14 protein-coding genes are annotated in these 19,305 nt (G+C 60.0%); 12 read left to right on the forward strand and 2 right to left on the reverse strand.

Annotated features, from left to right (window positions below; translation table 11 throughout):
- Window positions 1-81 precede the first annotated feature (81 nt).
- From tssC (T18_RS12450) to T18_RS12505, 12 genes are all read left to right on the forward strand, one after another.
- The gene (gene tssC, locus T18_RS12450; RefSeq protein WP_038495585.1) at window positions 82-1,563 is read left to right on the forward strand and encodes a type VI secretion system contractile sheath large subunit; all 1,482 of its coding nucleotides are present in this window, start codon (window positions 82-84) and stop codon (window positions 1,561-1,563) included.
- Between the two features lie 55 nt (window positions 1,564-1,618).
- The gene (tssC, locus tag T18_RS12455; RefSeq protein WP_038495582.1) at window positions 1,619-3,013 is read left to right on the forward strand and encodes a type VI secretion system contractile sheath large subunit; all 1,395 of its coding nucleotides are present in this window, start codon (window positions 1,619-1,621) and stop codon (window positions 3,011-3,013) included.
- Complete coding sequence (locus T18_RS12460; protein WP_038495579.1) at window positions 3,010-3,834, forward strand: type VI secretion system accessory protein TagJ; 825 nt, start codon at window positions 3,010-3,012, stop codon at window positions 3,832-3,834. The genes tssC (T18_RS12455) and T18_RS12460 overlap by 4 nt, the downstream gene beginning before the upstream one ends.
- Window positions 3,827-4,336, forward strand: a complete 510-nt coding sequence (gene tssE / locus T18_RS12465) for a type VI secretion system baseplate subunit TssE (RefSeq protein WP_004431474.1) — start codon at window positions 3,827-3,829, stop codon at window positions 4,334-4,336. The genes T18_RS12460 and tssE overlap by 8 nt, the downstream gene beginning before the upstream one ends.
- The gene (gene tssF, locus T18_RS12470; protein ID WP_038495576.1) at window positions 4,329-6,110 is read left to right on the forward strand and encodes a type VI secretion system baseplate subunit TssF; all 1,782 of its coding nucleotides are present in this window, start codon (window positions 4,329-4,331) and stop codon (window positions 6,108-6,110) included. The genes tssE and tssF overlap by 8 nt, the downstream gene beginning before the upstream one ends.
- Before the next feature lie 9 nt (window positions 6,111-6,119).
- Window positions 6,120-7,124, forward strand: coding sequence for a type VI secretion system baseplate subunit TssG (gene tssG / locus T18_RS12475; protein ID WP_038495573.1), 1,005 nt, complete (start codon window positions 6,120-6,122; stop codon window positions 7,122-7,124).
- A gap of 4 nt (window positions 7,125-7,128) precedes the next feature.
- Window positions 7,129-8,334: a type VI secretion system-associated FHA domain protein gene (locus tag T18_RS12480; RefSeq protein ID WP_038495570.1), complete on the forward strand. Its 1,206-nt coding sequence runs from the start codon at window positions 7,129-7,131 to the stop codon at window positions 8,332-8,334.
- Window positions 8,324-9,664 (forward strand): type VI secretion system baseplate subunit TssK, encoded by a 1,341-nt coding sequence (gene tssK, locus T18_RS12485; RefSeq protein WP_038495568.1) that lies wholly within the window; start codon window positions 8,324-8,326, stop codon window positions 9,662-9,664. Before T18_RS12480 ends, tssK begins: the two co-directional genes overlap by 11 nt.
- Window positions 9,661-11,172 (forward strand): type VI secretion system protein TssL, long form, encoded by a 1,512-nt coding sequence (gene tssL / locus T18_RS12490; protein ID WP_038495565.1) that lies wholly within the window; start codon window positions 9,661-9,663, stop codon window positions 11,170-11,172. Before tssK ends, tssL begins: the two co-directional genes overlap by 4 nt.
- Window positions 11,169-14,648, forward strand: coding sequence for a type VI secretion system membrane subunit TssM (gene tssM / locus T18_RS12495; protein WP_038495562.1), 3,480 nt, complete (start codon window positions 11,169-11,171; stop codon window positions 14,646-14,648). The genes tssL and tssM overlap by 4 nt, the downstream gene beginning before the upstream one ends.
- Before the next feature lie 82 nt (window positions 14,649-14,730).
- A complete protein-coding gene (gene tagF / locus T18_RS12500; RefSeq protein WP_004431467.1) occupies window positions 14,731-16,143 on the forward strand; it encodes a type VI secretion system-associated protein TagF in 1,413 nt (470 codons plus the stop codon).
- A complete protein-coding gene (locus tag T18_RS12505) occupies window positions 16,133-17,020 on the forward strand; it encodes a protein kinase domain-containing protein (protein WP_038495960.1) in 888 nt (295 codons plus the stop codon). The genes tagF and T18_RS12505 overlap by 11 nt, the downstream gene beginning before the upstream one ends.
- 11 nt (window positions 17,021-17,031) lie before the next feature.
- Here the strand turns inward: T18_RS12505 and T18_RS12510 are convergent, their stop codons facing one another.
- A complete protein-coding gene (locus T18_RS12510) occupies window positions 17,032-18,168 on the reverse strand; it encodes a polysaccharide biosynthesis/export family protein (protein ID WP_004431465.1) in 1,137 nt (378 codons plus the stop codon).
- Window positions 18,169-18,774: 606 nt separating this feature from the next.
- Entirely contained in the window at window positions 18,775-19,242 is a 468-nt protein-coding gene (locus T18_RS12515; protein ID WP_004431461.1) for an Lrp/AsnC family transcriptional regulator, read from the reverse strand.
- Between the last annotated feature and the right edge of the window lie 63 nt (window positions 19,243-19,305).

Below are 19,305 nucleotides of genomic sequence, written 5' to 3' on the forward strand. Positions count from 1 at the left end.
AGGAAAACCTCCCCGAACGGCCCCGCGGGGCTTCAACTGTTCAAGCGGCATTTTTAAACCCGCATGTGGAAGGACTGAAACATGAGCGCTGAGAGCCTGCTGAAAAATGAAGCACAGGCAATGACCGCCGAAGATCAGGGACTGTTGTCCAAGGTGGTTGCCGCTACCCGTCAAACCGAACCGGACCGCGCGCAGAACCTCCTGCGTACGCTGACCGATCAGGCACTGAAGGGGACGGTAAAATATGACCGCAACCTCACCGTTACCCTTAACCACGCGATCGCGGAGCTGGACCGCACGATTTCCGAACAGCTCGCCGCTATCATGCAGGCGCCCGAATTCGCCAAGCTTGAGGGCACCTGGCGTGGGTTGAACTATCTCGTCAAGAACTCCGAAACGAGCGTCAACCTTAAAATCCGCGTCATGAATGCCGGCAAGCGTGAACTGGCGCGCGATCTCGAAAAAGCCGTCGAATTCGATCAATCCCGCCTCTTCAAGGCGATCTATGAAGACGAATTCGGCACCCCCGGCGGCGAACCGCTCGGCGCAATCATCGGCGATTACGAATTCGACAATTCCTTCGATGACGTCCAGCTGCTGCAAGGCGTCTCATCGATCGCGGCGGCAGCCTTCGCGCCATTCATCTCGGCTGCCAGCCCGCACATGTTCGGTTTCGAGGACTATCGCGATCTCGCCCGTCCGCGCGATCTGGAGAAGATCTTCGACACGGTCGAATATGCCAAGTGGCGCAGCTTCCGCGAAAGCGACGATTCCCGTTTTGTCACGCTCGCTCTTCCGCGGGTGCTGGCGCGTATGCCCTATGGCCCGAAAACCAACCCAATCGACGATTTCGCCTACGACGAAACCAAGGGTGCGGTGAATGGTGACCTTGAGCATGACGAATATTGCTGGATGAACGCCGCTTACGTGATGGGCACCAAGCTGACCGATGCCTTCGCAAAAAGCGGCTGGTGCACGGCTATCCGAGGGGCTGAGAACGGCGGCAAGGTGGAAAACCTGCCCATGCACGTCTTCTCCAGCGATGACGGTGACCTGGATCTGAAATGCCCGACCGAAGTCGGCATCACCGACCGCCGTGATGCGGAACTCGGCAAGCTCGGCTTCCTGCCGCTCTGCCATTACAAGAACACCGATTACGCTGTGTTCTTCGGCGCCCAGACGGCGCACAAGCCGAAGCTTTACGACAAGCCGGAAGCCACGGCCAACGCCGCCGTTTCGGCGCGCCTGCCCTATATCATGGCCACGTCGCGCTTCGCGCATTATCTCAAGGTCATGGGCCGCGACAAGATCGGCTCCTTCATGGAAGCGTCCGATTGCGAAGTCTGGCTCAATCGCTGGATCGCTAACTATGTCAACGCCAATGACGAAGCGGGAGAGGAAAGCCGCGCCAAATATCCGCTGCGCGATGCCAAGGTGACCGTGCAGGAAGTGCCCGGCAAACCCGGCGCGTACAACGCGGTCGCATGGATGCGGCCCTGGTTGCAGATGGAAGAACTGACGACCTCGCTGCGCATGGTCGCCCGTATTCCGTCGAAGAACTGAGCCTGGTCCGGGGTGCTCCGCCACCCCGGCCCCGTTCATCATCCGGAGCCCGCTCATGGCGCATCAGTCCTTTCCGGACGCCCGCATTTTCGCCGACCAGCTCATCGCCCTCATCGATGATGCGCTGAACGGCCAGGTGAACGCCATTCTCCACCATCCCGATTTTCAAGCGATGGAGGCGAGATGGCGCGGACTTGCCATGGTCGTGAGCGAGGCGGCCCGCAGCACCGACGTGAAGGTGAAACTGCTCAACGCCAGCTGGCGCGACCTTGCCCGCAACACGGAACGCGCCACCGATTTCGACCAGAGCCATCTTTTCGAGGTCGTCTATAACCGCGAATTCGGCATGCCGGGCGGCGAACCGGTCGGCCTTCTGATCGGCGACTACGCCTTTTCCCCTGATGATCTTGATGGTGCCGATTCCATCACAACGCTGTCACAGATCGGCATGGTGGCTGCGGCCGCCTTCTGCCCTTTCGTAGCGGCGGCTTCTCCCTCCGCCGTTGGGCTACAGGACTTTTCGGAACTCAGTCGGGTCCATGACTTTTCCTGGCTGAAACAGGAGAGATCGCGGCTGCGGTGGAATGCGCTTCGCGCACGGGACGATTCACGCTTCGTAGGCCTAGTAGCACCGCGCGTTTTGCTACGCTCTCCCTACAGGCCCTATGCGCGCGGAAGGGATGACGGATTCCCATTCCGCGAGCATGTGTCGGAAAGCGGCGAGACCCTTTTGTGGGGCAACGCCGCCTTTGCCTTCGCAACGGTTGTGGTGCGCAATTTCGTCGATTCCGGCTGGTTCGCTGATCTGCGCGGTGTGACGCAGGACGCCGTGGATGGCGGCATGCTCTCTGCCCGGCAATTGCCGCCGCTCGATCTCGGTATCGAGAGCAACGGCCTTTCCGCACAGCCGCCTGTCGAGGTGCAGTTGACAACAGGGCAGGAGCAGCAATTTTCCGACCTCGGCATCGTGCCCGTCTCCACCACCTATCTTTCCGGCACGGCGATCTTCAACGCCAACCAGTCCCTGCATGCACCCGGCCATTATTCCACCGAAGCGGCGAGGCAGAACGCCCGCCTTGCTGCCATGCTGCAATATGTGCTGTGTGCCTCCCGGTTCTCGCATTACCTCAAGGTCATCATGCGCGATGACATCGGCCAGCTCAGCGATGCCAAGACAATCGAGCGCAAACTGGAAAGCTGGCTTTCCTCCTATACGCTCGGCAACGACGATGCGGAGGCGGCGTTACGCACGCGCTATCCGCTACGCTCTGCGGGGATCAATGTCTTCGAGGTTCCCGGCAAGCCCGGCACATTCTCCTGCACCGTGCGCCTTCAACCACATTTCCAGCTCGATGACGTCTCCACGAGCTTCCACCTCATTGCCGAAACCATGATGCCGGCCACCACCGCATCACGGCCGTCGGCCGAGCCGCAAAGGATATCCGCATGACGCTGCGCGACGATATTTCCCGCCTCCTGGACGACAACCAGCTGCAAGACGCAATCGGGCTCGCGCGGGACCATGTGAAAGCAAAGCCGACCGACAAGGATGGCCGCCATTTCTACATCGACCTGCTGGTCCTCGCTGGCGACTATGAAAAGGCCGACGCGCAATGCAATCTGGCCGCAACATTTTCACCGCAAGACAGCGTCGGTTTTTCCCTCTTTCGCCACCAGCTGCGCGCCATGGCCGCACGCAATGCATGGTTCGAGAACGGTGCGATACCGGATTTCCCTGGCGGCCCTTCCGAACTCGATCAGCTGGCCATCCGGGCGAATATTGCTGCACGCAGCGACGATGCGGATGCCGCCAGAGCAGCACTTGCTGAACTCGATGACAAACGCGGCAATGTGCCAATCGGCCACGATGGCAAGAGCGCTAGCGACATCCGCGATCTGGACGACCGGATTCCGCATGCGCTCGAAGTCCTGACCAATGGCGGCCGTTATCTCTGGATCGACTACGGGCGCATCGAAAGCCTTGCAATCGACCCCATGAGCCGCCCGCGCGATCTGGCCTTCCGCGGCGCCGAACTGACGTTGCGCGACGGGGCAGTCGCAACCGTGCTGCTTCCTGCGATCTATTATGGCGCGGGCGACGATGTCGGCCTCCGTCTCGGTCGCGAGACCCGCTGGAGCGAAGGCAACCATCCACTTGCGACGGGCTTTGGACAGCGTTGCCTGCTCATCGGCGACGATGTGGTGCCGTTCCACGAGATCGGCGCTCTTTCTGCCCTCTCCGACGAAGAAAGGCAGATCGCCCGTGGTTGATCCGCTAGAGCAATATCGCCCATGGCAAAGGACGCTGTCTCGTTCGGTTCTGGACCGGCTGCTCGATGAGGCGCCGGATGAGGAAACGGATATGCTCGTCAGTTTGAAGGATCAGGCGCGCGAGATGCGTGAGGTGATCCGCCGCGATCTCGAGGCATTGCTCAATACCCGTCGCAACCCGGCCGGCCCGCCGGCAGCACTCAAGGAACTGTCCGACGCGCTCGTGAGCTATGGCGTGGACGGCATTCTTTCGGCCAATCTGGTGACGGATGCCTCCAAGGCGCGGCTCGCTCGCAGCATCGAGCGGCGGATTTCCCTGTTCGAAACCCGCCTTGCCGACGTGCATGTGACGATCCTGAAGAACCGCACGGATGGTGACCGGGCGCTTCGCATGCGCATACAGGCAAGCTTCCGCCTTCAGGAAGGCATGCCGCCGATCAGCTTTGAATCCCGGATCGATCCTTCCACGCAGCAATTCCTGGTGGAGGCGGCGAATGGCTGAAGGCTTCCTCGAAAAATACAATGACGAGCTTTTTGCGCTGCGAAAGCGCGCGTCCCGTTTTGCGGCGGCGTTTCCGAAGATCGCCGGCAGGCTGCGCATGACGGGCGACGTTGCCGACGATCCGCATGTCGAGCGGTTGATCCAGAGTTTCGCCTATTCCGCCGCCCGGGTGCGCCAGAAGCTGGATGACGAATTTCCCGAACTGTCGGACAGTCTGCTGGAAACGCTCTATCCGCATTATCTTGCCCCGATCCCTTCGATGAGCGTCGTACAATTCGCTCCGAGCCCGGCGCTGGCAACCGTGCAGACGCTTCCCCGTCACAGCGAAATTCTCGCCGAACCGGTTGGCGGCGAAAGCTGCCGTTTCCGCACCACGCAGGACGTCGAGATCGTTCCACTGGAGATCGCAGCTGCGACGCTCACCGGTCAGCCGATCGACGCGCCGTTTTCGGCGTCCTTTGCAGGCACGGCCAGCTGTTTGCGGCTTTCGCTGCGCAGCACTGCGCCGCGCGGCGGTAGTTTCCCGGAAATGGGACTGACGAAACTCCAGCTCTTCCTGTCCGCCGCATGGCAGCAGGCGACAGCACTTTACGAGCTTTTGACCAACCATTGCGTCGGCATGGCGCTTGCCCGTCATTCTGAGGACAAGGAAGCCATCTTCCTGCCGGCCGGCAATCTCAGGCCTTCCGGGTTCACCCGCGATCAGGCCATGCTGCCCTATCCGGCCAACAGCTTTGACGGATACCGGCTCCTCACCGAATTCTTCGCGCTGCCACAGAAGTTTCTCTTTCTCGATATTGACGGGCTGCACAGATGGAGCGGCGGTGATTGCGAGCTTTATATCTATCTGGATGCCGCCGATGCGCAGCTTGAGCGCATGGTGTCGGTCAAGGATTTCGTACTGAACGCCTCCCCGGTCATCAACCTCTTCAAGCAAAGCTGCGAACCGCTCAGCCTGGACGGAACCCGGACCGAATACCGTCTGCTACCCGATGCACGCCGCCAGCGGACACGCGAGATATACGCGGTCGAAAACGTCCAGCTGACCAGCCGTTCCGGGCAGAGCGAGAAAACCTCTCCCTTCTTCGGTCGCACCCAGCGCAACAATGGTGCGAATGTGTTCTGGCAGATCCAGCGCCGGTTCGACGATGATGGCTCCTCCGATACCGACATCGCCTTCGTGGATGAAAAGCGCGGACCGCTGGGGCCGCTCGACGTAGTGGCGAGCATTGATACGCTCTGCATCAACCGTGAGTTACCGAGCCAGCTTCCGTTTGGCGGCGGGCATCCCTTCCTGCAGCTTTCGACCGGCAATGAAGCCGTGAAATCAGTCCATGCGCTGATGCCGCCGACAGCGGCGATCCGCGTCAACGAACGCTCGGCGCGCGAATGGCGGCTGATATCGCATCTTCTTCTCAACCATCTGTCCCTCACCGACAGCGGCGGCGCACCGCTGAAGGACATTCTGTCGCTGTATTCCTTCAGGGACAGCCCGGAAACCAGGCAGCTCGTGGAGGCGATCAGCAATGTCGAGGCGCAAAATTCCCATGCCCGGATCGGCTCGGCCATGGTGCCGGGAACGGATATCACCGTGGAGTTCGACCCCGCGCTGATCGCGCGACCTGCCGCATTTGTTTTCGCCGGCGTCCTCAACCATTTCTTCGGGCTCTACACCTCGATCAACAGCTTCACGCGGCTGACGGCGACGATGCGTGGCCATTCCAAACCAATTGCCCGCTGGCCGGCCCGCGCCGCTGACCGGCCACTGCTTTAGGAGACGGGTATGGAACATCAGACGCCAACCATCAAAGACCGTCAGGCGGCGCTTCTCAGCGACGATCCCGGTCGTTTTGACCCTGCAACCGCTTTTCGCGTTGCCCAGTTTGTTTCGGCGGATGACGCGATCGTCATCGGTGCGCATGGCGGAATACAGCCGACACCACTTGCAGTCAGCGGTTTCAGCCGCAAGCGCGGCAATGCCGAACTGAAATCAGCCTTCGCGCCCATCGTCGGTCCGCTTGGTTCGCTGCCGCCGACCTATGGCGAACTGCTGCAACGGGAAGAACGCAATCGTTCGAGCGCGCTGGCCAGCTTCTTCAATCTGTTCGCGGCAAGGTTCAGCGAACTGTTCGTATCCGCGACGGAAAAATACCGCCTCGCAAGGGGCCTGCGCTGGTCGGTCGAGAAACGGGATAACGGTTTCCGCAAAACACTGCTCGCCCTCACCGGGTTCCGCACCGCCGGTCTGGTCGAGAAGGCAGGCGTGAGCGAAGATGCACTCCTGCGTTTCAGCGGCCTTCTGGCGGGCCGCAATCGCAACGTTTCGGCCCTGACATCAATGCTTTGCGAATTCACGGCACTTCCGGTCCATATCGAACAGTTTCGCCGGCGATGGGTGGCTTTGCCGCTTCATGAACAAAGCCAACTCGGGCAGGCATCAGGACTGAGGCTCGGACAGAACACCACAGCGGGAAGCGCTGTCGAAGATATGAGCGGCGGCTTCCGGGTCGTGATCGGTCCTGTCGCCTATGCGGATTACCTGGCCCTCACGCCCGGTTCGAAACGGCTTGCGGAAATATTTTCTCTGACACGCCTGTTCGTCGGAAGCGCATTGCACTTCGATGTGCAGGTGATCCTGAAAAAGGAGGACATTCCCTTTTGCCGCCTCGGCCAGTCAGATGCTCCCGCCCGTCTCGGCTGGAACAGCTGGGCTCGCGTGGCACCCGCCCAACAAGACAGCGCTGACGCTGTGGTGACCGAGCGGGAAGGCTCGGCGATTTCCGCGTGAGGGCATGGATATGAAGCTTGCACTCAAGGACACACGCAATATCGGAGCAGCAAGAGCCAGTCAGTGGACCTTCGAGCGCGGCCGCCGCGTCATTGGCCGTTCGCGGGAATGCGACTGGCAGATCGACGACAATGAACGGCGCGTTTCCAAGCTGCACTGTACACTCAACCGCGATGGCGAAGGCTTCACGATAATGGACCAGAGCGCGAATGGCACGCTGGTCGATGGCCGCCTTCTGCTCGAAGGCGAAAGCGCACGTCTCCGCGACGGTTCGCAAATCAACATTGGCGGGCAGGTTTTTCAGGTCGCCATCAGCGGCGATGCCGAACTGGATTTTTCCGACCCCGACGCATCCCTGCGAATGAGCGACGAGCCGCTGACCATTTCGGCGATCCTTGCGGACATCGCCCCGAACGGCCGTTCGGCCGGCGGCATGATGGGCAACACTGCCTCTGTCGACGACTGGTCCGAAACATGGCGCGAGGGCGCCAAACGGAAGGCGAAATCCATTTCGCGAAATGTCGAGATCGGCTGGAGCGAACCGCCCGCGGCGTATGGAATAAGTGCCATTCTTCCTGATAACTGGGATGAGGAGCCGGTTGCAAGCAGCGAGCACGAACATACCGACGCGCTAAACACGCCGGTCATGATCTCACGCCCGGTTTCGGCCGCCGGTGGCGAAGATTTTGACAGTGTTTTTCCGGAGGCAAGCGAAGAGCTGACTCTGGAGAAAGCATCAAATGCTGATGTTTCGACCGCGCAGGAGATCGGCGATCTTCTGACCGCCCTGGAGCGGGAGAGCGCAGATTGTCTGGCCATTCTCGACATTGAAAGCGAGCGCGCCGGCCACGGTTCGTCAGCCTCCCTGAGCGAGCGGGTGGAAATTCTCATCCACCAGCAACGGCGTCTCGCCGCATCTCTTGAAACCTTGATCCATAACTGCACGCAAAAGCTCGAACCAAGGCTTCTCGAAGCCGCCATCGATGCCGGCAACGATCTCCGGGCGAAAATCGGCCGCAGGGACTGGCAGGGTCTAATCATGAAGACCGATTACTGGTCCACGTACAAAAAGCAATTTGAGGAAAATGGCCGTCCATTGCCGATCAGACAGTTCCTGCAGCGGGCAGCGCGCGGTGAGACCGCGCCCACGCAGGAGCCTGACACTATAGCGGCCGGCGCAAAGGGGGTAGATAATCACGATGAGACATGAGAACCGTGTTGCCTGGAGCGAGGGCATGTTTCTTCGCGTCCAGCATTTTCAGCAATCCGACCGCTGGACCGAACGCCTGGTGCGCAACACCACGCGCAACCTCTCGCCCTATCCCTGGGGCATTGCCGAAATCGGCGTCGATCGCAGCGCCTTGTCGATAGGGCAATTCGCTCTGTCGAACCTGCGCGGCGTTCTTCCCGATGGGACACCTTTCGAAGCGCCTGAAGATTCCGACCTGCCGCCACCGCTCGATCTCGACGAAAGCGTCAAGAACGCCATCATCTATCTCGCCCTGCCGGCCCGGCAGCCGGGCAAGGCGGATATGTCCACCAGCGGCCGCAATGACATCAACAATGTGCGTTTCACCGCATCCACCTATGAAGTCTCCGACACCAATATCGAGACGGATTTCGTGGCCCCGATCGATGTCGGCCGCCTCAGCCTGAAATTCCTCAAAACCGGTGACGATCTTTCCGGTTACGATCTCATCGGGCTGGCTCGAGTGATCGAGGTCCGCTCCGACCGTGCGGTCATTCTCGACCCAGATTTCATTCCCCCCTGTCTCAGCTGTGCAGCAGCGCCCCGCCTCAACGAATTACTGACGGAGCTTCTTGGGATCGTGCGCCATCGCGCCCAGGCGATTGCCGAACGCATCGGCGACCCGACGATCCGGGGAACGGCGGAAGTGGGCGATTATTTCCTGCTGCAGATCCTCAACCGGGCCGATCCGCTGCTGGCGCATCGCGGTGCCAACGCCACACGTTTTCACCCCATCCGCTTTTACGAAGACTGCATCCAGCTCGCCGGAGAGCTTGCCACCTTCACTACGGACAAAAAACGGGCGACGGATTTCCCGCCCTATCGGCACGAAGATCTGAAAGCCACCTTCGGTGCGGTTTTTGATGATCTGCGCACATCGCTATCGGCGGTTCTGGAACAGGCGGCTGTGGCTATCGAACTGGTTGAACGCCGCCATGGCGTCCGCGTCGGCACCATTCACGACCGCGCGCTTCTGCGCGATGCCGGTTTCGTGCTTGCCGTGCGCGCGGACATGGCCGCTGAGGATATTCGCCGCCGTCTGCCCGCTCAGATCAAGGTTGGGCCGGTGGAGCGGATTTCCGAACTGGTCAATGTGGCGCTGCCGGGCATTCCCGTGCGGTCCCTGCCGGTCCTGCCAAGGCAACTGCCCTATCGATCCGGCACCGTCTATTTCGAGATAGACACGCAATCGCCGCTCTGGAAACAGCTCGACACCTCAGGGGCCATTGCCCTGCATCTGGCGGGCGAGTTCCCCGGGCTTGAAATGGAAATGTGGGCGTTACGCGAATGAGCACGGAAAACCCCTCTTCCTGGCAGGATTTACCGACGGTGGTCGAGATCACCGAGGAAAGTCGCCGGCGCAACCAGAACGCCCGCAACATGGCGGCGATCCTCGAAGACATCGTAGAGACCGACGAGCAGGCCCGCCCCGCCAGGGGGAAAGCGGCCACCCTGCCGGTCGACCAACTGCTGACCGGTTTCCACTTCGGCGGAGAGGAGGTGCCGACACTTGTGCAATCGGCGGCTCCCCTTCTCAACCTCGCACATCTGCTGCGCTTCAGCGATGCCGAGCCGGACCCCGACCAGCTTCGCCGCGCCTGCGTTGAAGCAATCACACGCTATGAACGGGACCTCGCCTCCGCCCGCATCAGCCCCGAACGGGCAAGGGCTGCGCATTATGTCGTCTGTGCGACGGTAGATGATGTCATTCTCAGCAAGCCCTGGGGTGTGCGGGCAGGTTGGGCGCGCTCCGGCCTCGTTTCCACCTTCCACAATGACGTGACCGGTGGCGACCGGGTTTTCGACATTCTCGACCATTTCCACCAGTCGCCCGGGGCCAGCAAGGATTTGCTACTGCTGATCTATCTGTGCCTGTCGCTGGCTTTTGAAGGACGCACCCGCGTTTCGCCAAAGGGTGCGCTGGAGCTCTCGCGTATCCGCGACAGCCTCTACAAGACGCTGATCGGCCAATATGGCGCCTTCGAACGGGAGCTGTCTCCGCATTGGAAAGGCGTCGATGCCCGACATACGCCTTTGCGCACGATGGCTGCGCTATGGACCCTGCTGTCGCTGATGGCGCTCGCCTTTGCGCTTGGTTATCTCTTCTTCACGCTGTCGCTCAACAACGCCTCCGATGTCACTTTCGAAAGACTTGCTCATCTGCCGCCGAACGAAACACCGAGCGTGTTGATCGCAAGCCCCCCTGCACCACCGGTGCCGCCACTTAAAGTGGAAACGCCCCGCGTCGTCGATCCACCCAAAATAGTAGAGCCGAGACAACCCTCCCGGCTTGAAAAGCTGATGGCCTTCCTGCAGCCCGAAGTCGACAAGAAGCTGGTAACCCTTGCGGATGTGAACGGGCGTCTGAGGGTGCGCATCAACAATTCGGGCCTGTTCACGACAGGCAGCGCAGATGTCAGCCCGCAGTTCCGCGATCTCATCCAGCGGATCGGCGGCGCGCTTGCGGCTGAAAAATTCCGTGCCGTCGTCATCGGTTATACCGACACCGTGCCGATCAAGACCGTGGAGTTTCCATCGAACTGGCACCTTTCCGAGGCGCGCGCCAAGGCCGTTGGAGACATTCTTTCACAATTCACCGGTCCTGAAGCGATCCTGACCGAAGGCCGGGCCGACAGCGACCCGATCGCCGACAACAAGACGGAAGAAGGCCGCCAGATAAACCGCCGAACAGAAATCATGGTCCTGACCAATCCCGATGAAAAACTGAGCGACGCCGGCATTCTTTCGCCGCCTATACAGAACAGTCCGGGACAGCAGCCGGAAGAGACCCAGCCATGAATCCATTGAGCTATTTTTATACGATCCGTTCCTATGTCGAGAGCTATGCGGCCCTCGTCGGCCGGCGTTTCCTCTCGCTTTTATGGGTGATCGCGCTCTGCGTCGTCATCTGGTTCTACGGCTATCTGATCGCGCTCGGCGATTTCAAACCGCTTGGCACGGTGCAGGCCCGGCTCATCGCCATCGGCACCATCGTCGCCATATGGCTGGTCTACATCGTCGTCACTATCTACCGCGGTCGCAAGCAGGACAAGGAACTTGTCGACAGTATCGAGCGCGAGGCGCTGGCCAATCGGCAGGCGGAAATCGGCGAAATCCAGACACGCCTGAAGGAAGCGCTCGCTCTCTTGCGGCGCGTCACGAAAAAGCGCTTCGGTTACATTTACGACTTGCCCTGGTACGTGATCTTCGGCGCCCCCGGTTCCGGCAAGACGACGGCGCTGACCAATTCCGGCCTGCAATTTCCGCTTGGTGATGCGCTTGGCGAAAATGCGGTGAAGGGGATCGGCGGCACGCGCAACTGCAACTGGTGGTTCGCCGACGAAGCGATCCTGATAGACACCGCCGGCCGCTATACCACGCAGGACGACCTCGACGGATCCTCAAAGGCCGGCTGGGAAGGTTTTCTCAGCCTCCTGAGGCGATATCGCCGCTCTCAACCGATCAACGGCGCATTGGTCACCCTCTCCATCCCCGATCTGCTCAACCGTGATCCCGAGGAACAGCGGCAGGAACTGCGCTCCATCCGTCAGCGGCTTTCGGAACTCGACGAATATCTGCGCGCTCGGGTCCCGGTCTATATCGTCCTTACCAAGGCCGATCTGCTGCATGGTTTTGTGGAATTCTTCGACGGTTTCAACAAGACCGATCGCCAGCAGGTATGGGGCACAACCTTTAAGCTGGATGAGAGCTACTCCGCCGAAAACCTGCCGCAACGCCTGACGGAAGAATTCGAGCTGCTGCAGCAGCGGGTCGATGCCATGCTGATCGAACGCCTGCAGCAGGAACAGAATGCGGAGATACGCGGACGCATCTTCCGCTTTCCGGCCGAACTGGCGCGGCTGAAAGACCGCCTGCACGAAGCCCTTTCCGAGCTTTGCGCGAGTTCGCCTCTCATTGAGGCACCGCTTCTGCGCGGTGTTTATTTCGCGTCGGGAACGCAGCCGGAAACGGAAGCATCTCCCGCAGCCCCCAGAACCCGCCGCAGCTACTTCCTCTCGCGGCTGTTCAAGGACGTCATCTTTCCCGAAGCCGCATTGGTGATGCGCGACAAACGCCTTTCCGGGCGGCAATTGCTGGTGCGGCGCATTGCCTATGGCGCATCCGCCGCCGCGGTCGCCATTGTCTTTACTGGCTGGATTTTCACCTATTTCGCCAATACACAGGCGCTCGCCGAAGCGGATCGCAAACTTGGCGCTTATGAGCAACTCGTTCAGGGAATTCCTGTACGAGACGTCGCAGATGCCGATTTCCTGCGCATCCTCCCCGCGCTCGACAATCTGCGCGATGCCAATTCCGGCTTTGCCCGCGAACGCGTGTGGAATGTCAGCTTCGGTCTCGATCAGGAAGACAAGATTGCCGGGCGCCAGCGTGACGCCTATCAGCGCGCGCTCAACGCCCTGCTGCTGCCGCGCATGATCGTGCAGCTGCAAAAGCAGCTTAAGGACGAGAAGGATGTCACCCGCACATTCAATTCACTGAAACTCTATGGAATGCTAGGCGGGATGGGTGCACTGGACCGCGATTTCCTGACCGTGCAGACGCATCAGATGTTCGCATCGCTTTACCCTGGTGATGGTAGGGCTGCGGTGAGAGAAGCGCTGGACCAGCACGCAAAGGCGCTGGCCGACGGCGTGCTTGCCCCGATCGAGCTCGATGCGCGGCTCATCGCTACCGCCCGCGAAACCATCCGCGATCAAGCGATTGGCACACGCGCCTATGATATTCTCGCCGGTCTTCCGCAGGTGCGCGAATTGATGGAATGGACACCCGCAACGGCTTTCGGTCCTCTTGGGGAGCGTGCTTTCGAGCGTCGCAGCAAAGCGCCTATGGCGGAGGGCATAGAAGGCCTCTTCACGGCGGATGGATATCACCGTGTCGTCATTCCGCAAGTCGCGCATGCCGCCCGCATCGCACTTTCCGAAGGTTGGGTGCGCGGTTCTGATGATGCCATCAAGGGCGCGACTGTTGAGCAGGTGGCGCAGGCCGCGCTGCAAATCTATTTCGACCGTTTCGAGAAAAAATGGGCTGATACGCTGGCCGACCTTCGGGTCAAGCCGTCCCAGACCCTCGGCGACGCAGTGGAAACCACCCGCGCGCTTGCCAATGAACGCAATATCGTGATGGAGGCTGCCAGATCGATCGCGGAGGCGACCGATCTCCGCCCCGGAGCAAACCCCGCCACCCTCGCCTCCGCTGCGGAAAGTGACGCAACCACAGCCGTTCTGGCGGCCTCGGTGAATGCGTCCGATCCCTATGCGAGACTGCGCGACATGCTGGCGACGAAAGGCGCAGCCACAGCGGGCGAGCAGGCCGATGGCGACAAGACCGGTGGTTCGCCATCGGAACAGTTGCTCGCGCATTTCAAGCTGCTGAACGAACAGCTTGCCCGCTCGGCAACAACCTCCGATGAAGTGGCCAAGGTGTTCGACGTGGACAGCCAGCTCACTAAGGCCAATCAGGACCTGCTGCAGCAGGCCCGCGAACTGCCGGCACCGCTCGACGTCTGGGTGGCAGGCGTGGCGGCGGATGTCGGCTCGCTCGCGGTGAAGTCCGCTCGCAGCCGCATCGCCGAACTCTGGACATCAGATTCAGCCTCCCTGTGCTCTTCGATCGTGACCGGTCGTTATCCCTTCGACCGAACCTCCACCCGCGATGTCGCCATTGCGGATTTCACGCGTCTCTTCGGGCCGGAAGGGGTTTTCCAGAGCTTCTTCAAACAGCGCATGGAGCCGTTTGTCGACAAGACGACGACCCCATGGAGCTGGAAAGGTACCTTTGGCGCGGCCGGCCTTCCCAGCAGCGCCGTCGCCCAGTTCGAAAATGCCGACAAGATTTCGCGCGCCTTTTTCCCGAATGGGAGCGAGACGCCGGCGGTTTCGATCAATGTCAAACCCGTGTCCCTCACCAATGCCTCCAGCGCGGTGATGCTGGAGATCGAGGGCGAGCGGGTGGTTTATTATCATGGTCCGATCCAGGCGAAATCGATCACCTGGCCCTCGCGCGAAAACACGGCAAGCCTGTCGCGCATCGCCTTCCAGCCCGGCGGCTGGCAGCAGGCCAAAACCGAAAATGGCGACTGGTCGCCCTTCCGGCTGTTTGACGGTGCCGATATCGAGAACCAGTCGGGTGATCTGCTGCGGGTGCGGTTTGAGAATGGCGGACAGGCTGCCGAATTCGATATCCAGTTCGGTTCGGTTCTCAATCCGTTCAAGCTGGATGCAATTGCCAGCTTCGCCTGCCCCGCGCAGTTCTAGTGACGGAACGGAATGCTGATGTTTCAAAGGAGGGGATTAGAATGAAGGCAGGCACGATAACGACAGCGGGTCATCGCAACTGATGGCCGATCAGGCATCAAGGTCCACGCAAGCAGCGACGGAAAGCGATCGCATCGGTTTCTTCGGCAAGGTCCCGAGCCATGGCGATTTCATCTCCGATGGGCTCGAGCGGGAATTGATCGGTACCTTTGACGGCTGGATGCGATCCGGCATGCACGCCTGTGCGGATATGTTTATGGGCCGATGGTCCGAAATATTCTCTTCGTCGCCACCCATACGCTTCATCATCGAGCGCGGCATATGGGGAAACTGCGCCTATGTCGGTGTAATGATGCCGAGTTCTGACCGGGTGGGACGCAAATATCCGCTCGCCATCATCGCGCAGCTCAATGGCTTCCGCGAACATCCACGAAGCCTCTATCTCGACGACACCTGGTTCATGGCCGCGGAGGCGCTGGCGGAGACATCGATGACCGGCGATTTCGACATCTCCCGGTTTATTACTTCGATCAAAAAACTACGTCTGCCAAAGCCGCGGGAAGAGGATGATGTGCCGGAGATGGTGCGCGGCCGTATGCCGACGAGCCTCTGGTGGTATATCGATCCCGTCAGCCGTCGTGCCCGCGGCCTAAAATTTGACGGCAAACCCAAAGCCTCCGATTTCCTGCGTCTCTTTAGCGACATGCCGGGCAAAGGCGAAGAGGTCCGTTCAACGCCAGCGCCAATTCCAGCAACGGCGCAGGAGGCAACAAAACAGCAAATGCCGCCCGTGGCGCCTGCGCCTGCGCCGGCAGCGGAACAGCCGTCATCTGTGACCTACAGCTATGCCACACACCCTGGAACGCGGCTTTCCTTGAATGCGGACGCTCTATTCGTTTCCCAGACACCGTCCCTCTTCGCCATAGCAGATGGACAAGGTGATTCACACAGCGCCGCAGAGGCCGCCCGTCTCGCCACGAATATTCTTGCGGAAACGCCAGATGTCGAAAACCCGGAGATGATGGCGCAACAGATCAGGGGAAAGCTCGGCACCATCAACAGCCTGCTCCTCTCCCGCCAGACGACCGGTGCCGATGTCAGGCCGATGGCCAGCGTTGTCATCGCCTCGATCATCGGCCGCAGGCTGAGCGTCCTATGGTCCGGTGATGCGCGCGCCTATCTCCTGAAAAACGGCACCATGCACCCGCTTTCGCGCGATCACGTCGTTGTCGGCATGAGAAAGCAACTTTCGCAATGTGTCGGGCTTTCCCAGCAGTTCCGGCCGGACATCGTTTTCGAGGAGTGGGGTTTGCAGGACAGGGTCCTGTTGTGCAGTTACCCGCTGGTGCAGATCCTCCGGGAACGCGCCATTGCCGAGATCGTCTTCAACACCCCGGTCAAGGATTGCGCCAATGCCCTGGTCCAGGAAGCGCTGATCGAAAACGCCCGCGAGAATATAAGCGCTATTGTGATTGGAAACCGGCGTGAACAATGAACCTGCCTATTCGGAGGTAGCCGCACGTTTTTCCGATCTATGGCGAAGCATCCGCCATGAGGGCACGCGCGAAAGAAGCTATCAGGAGCAGCAAGACCTGATCAACCAGATCCGAAATGCACTGGATCGAAAATTACCAGATATTTCCGGCGAAAAACCGGACTGGATTGCGGACAGCTTTGCTGTGAATGTCACAGCTTACCAGAGCGAGACGACACTTTTGCTCCAATTGCGCCACCGCGATCTCGGCTCGCTGCACGCGCTTAAAACCGTGCCGCCTGCCCGCAGGGACGACACCGTTTTGCTGCAACGCTTATGGGACGAGGCCGAGATCGGGCTCGCGCTGCGCCATCCCTGCATTGTGGAAACATCCGCCCTTCTGCGGTTGCCGGATGGTCGGCCGGGGCTGTTGCAGCCATGGTTTGCGCACTCACTGGCATCGATCATATCTGCGCAACCGATTGCCGCCTCGCAGGCGATCGTGATCCTTCGCCGCGTGCTGCAAGCCCTGAGTGCAGTGCATGCATTTGGATATGTGCACTGCGACGTCACGCCCGCCAATATTCTGCTGTCGGACGGCAAGTTCGAAACGGCAAGACTGGGCGACTTCGGCATCGCCCTGCAGATTGGCCAGAAACACGCGGAACAGGGCCTACGTTTTGCGGCCTCGGCTGAATTTGCGCCGCCGGAACAGATGCAAGGCGCACCTGCAAAACCGGATCAGGACATATATGCCGTGGGAAGGCTCGCCCGGCGGCTAATCGAGACGGATAAGGCGCAGTCACGGCAAGGACTCGCAGATTTTGCGCAGGCCTGTTGCCATTATGATCCCGCTCTGCGCCCACAATCGGCAATGGAGGCTTTACAGCTTCTGTAGCGCCTCATTGATCAGTTGCCGCCGCCGGGAAGCGGCGCCGCCGCAGTCGGCACACTCTTCTGGAACACGGTCAGCAGCTTGGCCGAATCCACCAGCGGCGCGTTGCTTGCATAAAGCACATCACCCTTCTGCATCTGGAAGAGCTGCATGAGGGCGATGCTGGAAGCGTCGCGCATGTTGACGTGATAGATCACGGGCCGCATGGTTGTGGCCGTCGCGACCGGGCCTTTCGCGCCCGGTACCCTTGCGGCGGGAACCTGAACAATCTCATTGCGGAAGACATAGACATTGCGCGCGTCTGCGCGGTCATCCAGCAAGCCACCGGCGCGGCCGACGGCCTGCGCCAGGGTCAGCTTTCCGGCCTCGAACTGGAATTCACCGGCACTCTTGAAAGCGCCGAGTGCGGTGTAGCTCGCCGCGTCGCCATCGACCATGATCTGATCATCCGGTGACAGGCGGATGTTCTGACGGTCTTCCCGCATGACGCGGTCAAGAGGCGCGCTGGCCCTTTGCGAGCCGCGAACGACAGTGACCGTGGCCGCGCCCGCAGCGACAGTAGGGCCACCTGCTTGATTGAGTGCATCAAGCACCCGCTCCTGCCGGGCAGTGAGCACGATTTTTCCGGGATTTTTCACCGCACCGCTGAGCATGACGGCGCTCGTCGGCTTATCGACGACAGTAACGACGGCCTGCGGGTTCACGGCCGACCCCTTGAGGCCGGCAACGACCTGCGATTGCAGCCCTTCCGGTGTGGAATCAACAACCCTCTGTTTGCCAACAAAAGGAATATTCACCGAGCCGCTCTGATCCACTGTAAAGCGGCCGAGATTAAGCGTCTTGCTCTGCGTCGGGGAGAAAAGTCCGTCTTCTCCCGTATCCAGCACGGTAATGTCGATAACGTCGCCGCGCCGCAATCTCTGGGCGTTGTAACCGGTGTTGCGAAGCGCGCTAAGGCCGGGCCCGGAGGCGTTCTGCGTGCTTCCAGCAGAAACGGTGGTTGCCGATGCATTAGCCAGCTCGATGACGGGAATTTTCTCGTTGGTTCGAGGCAGGGTCGCAGACCTGATGTTGCCTGCGGTCGGTCCGTCAGATGGCTTTGCACATGCGCTCAAAAGAGCCATCAGCAAAATCGCCCCCAACTTTTTCATCCCTCGTCCCCTCAATGATTCAACCTGACGCAGAGATAACATCCCGACACGTCATCGCAACAACTTTAGCGGTTGCAATTTACGGAAAACCTGCGCTCGAAAGAAAGGGTGTGACCATTCCGCAACCTTTTTGGATCCAGCCGAAGCAAACTCCAAGAATGCACCGATGAGAAATAAGCAGGACAACGACTCCGGTGGCGGCGATTGGTTTCTCCAAACCGAATGCAGGAGCCAAGGCCTTCAACAATCGCGTAGCGCCGAAATCAGTCCGCCCTCAAAACGATCCCAAGCAGTTGTTTCCTGTTTACACCGTTGGAATGCCACCACCTCCATGGCGCGGGAGTCTGCCCCCTGCCACGCCGAAGAAACGGCAAATTGACCAGCGTGTTAACCTGTCCCAACCAGGGTCAATTTTCCGCGAGGCGTACAGGAAACGATAGACATCGCCGCGCCTGTGATACGTGGCATAGGCGTCGAAATCCGTAGACTCAAAACGGCGAACGGTTAGCCGCGAGGTCTAGATGGGTAGAGAGGTCTCAGGAAACATTCATCAGCCTTTTCAACCACCCCGGACATCTGGTGGCGAGATCTGTGAACCGCAAGTCGTCAAACATCGATCGGAAAGGAAAAACCGGCCTTTACCCGGTCCATGACGACCATGGTCTTGAAGCCCTTGATATCGTGGTTTTCGTAAAAGAACCGCCGGGTAAAGGCCTCATAGTCCTCCATGTCCTTGGCGGTGATGACCAGAATGAAGTCGGCATCTCCCGTCACATAGTATCCGATCATCACTTCCCGGGTCGCGCGGATGGCCGCCTTGAAGCGATCGACAATATCGGCGCGTTCGCGCTCCAGTGAAACGAGCACGATCATGGTAATGCCGCGCCCAACGGCCTTCGGCGACACGATGGCGACATCCGCTTCGATGACGCCATCTTCGCGCAGACGTTTGAGGCGCCGCTGGCATGCGGTCGGTGAAAGATTGACGAGTTGCGCCAACTCTTCCGACGTAAGGCGATTGTTTTTTTGAACGGCCTCAAGCAACGCCTTGTCCGCTCTGTCGAGAGTATGCATGCACAAATCCTGCGTACGGAACCTAAAATAAGCGAAATTCCGGCTTGAACGATATAATTAACG

It is taken from the genome of Rhizobium sp. TBD182, from assembly GCF_001950375.1.
In the GTDB taxonomy this organism is placed as follows: domain Bacteria; phylum Pseudomonadota; class Alphaproteobacteria; order Rhizobiales; family Rhizobiaceae; genus Agrobacterium; species Agrobacterium tumefaciens.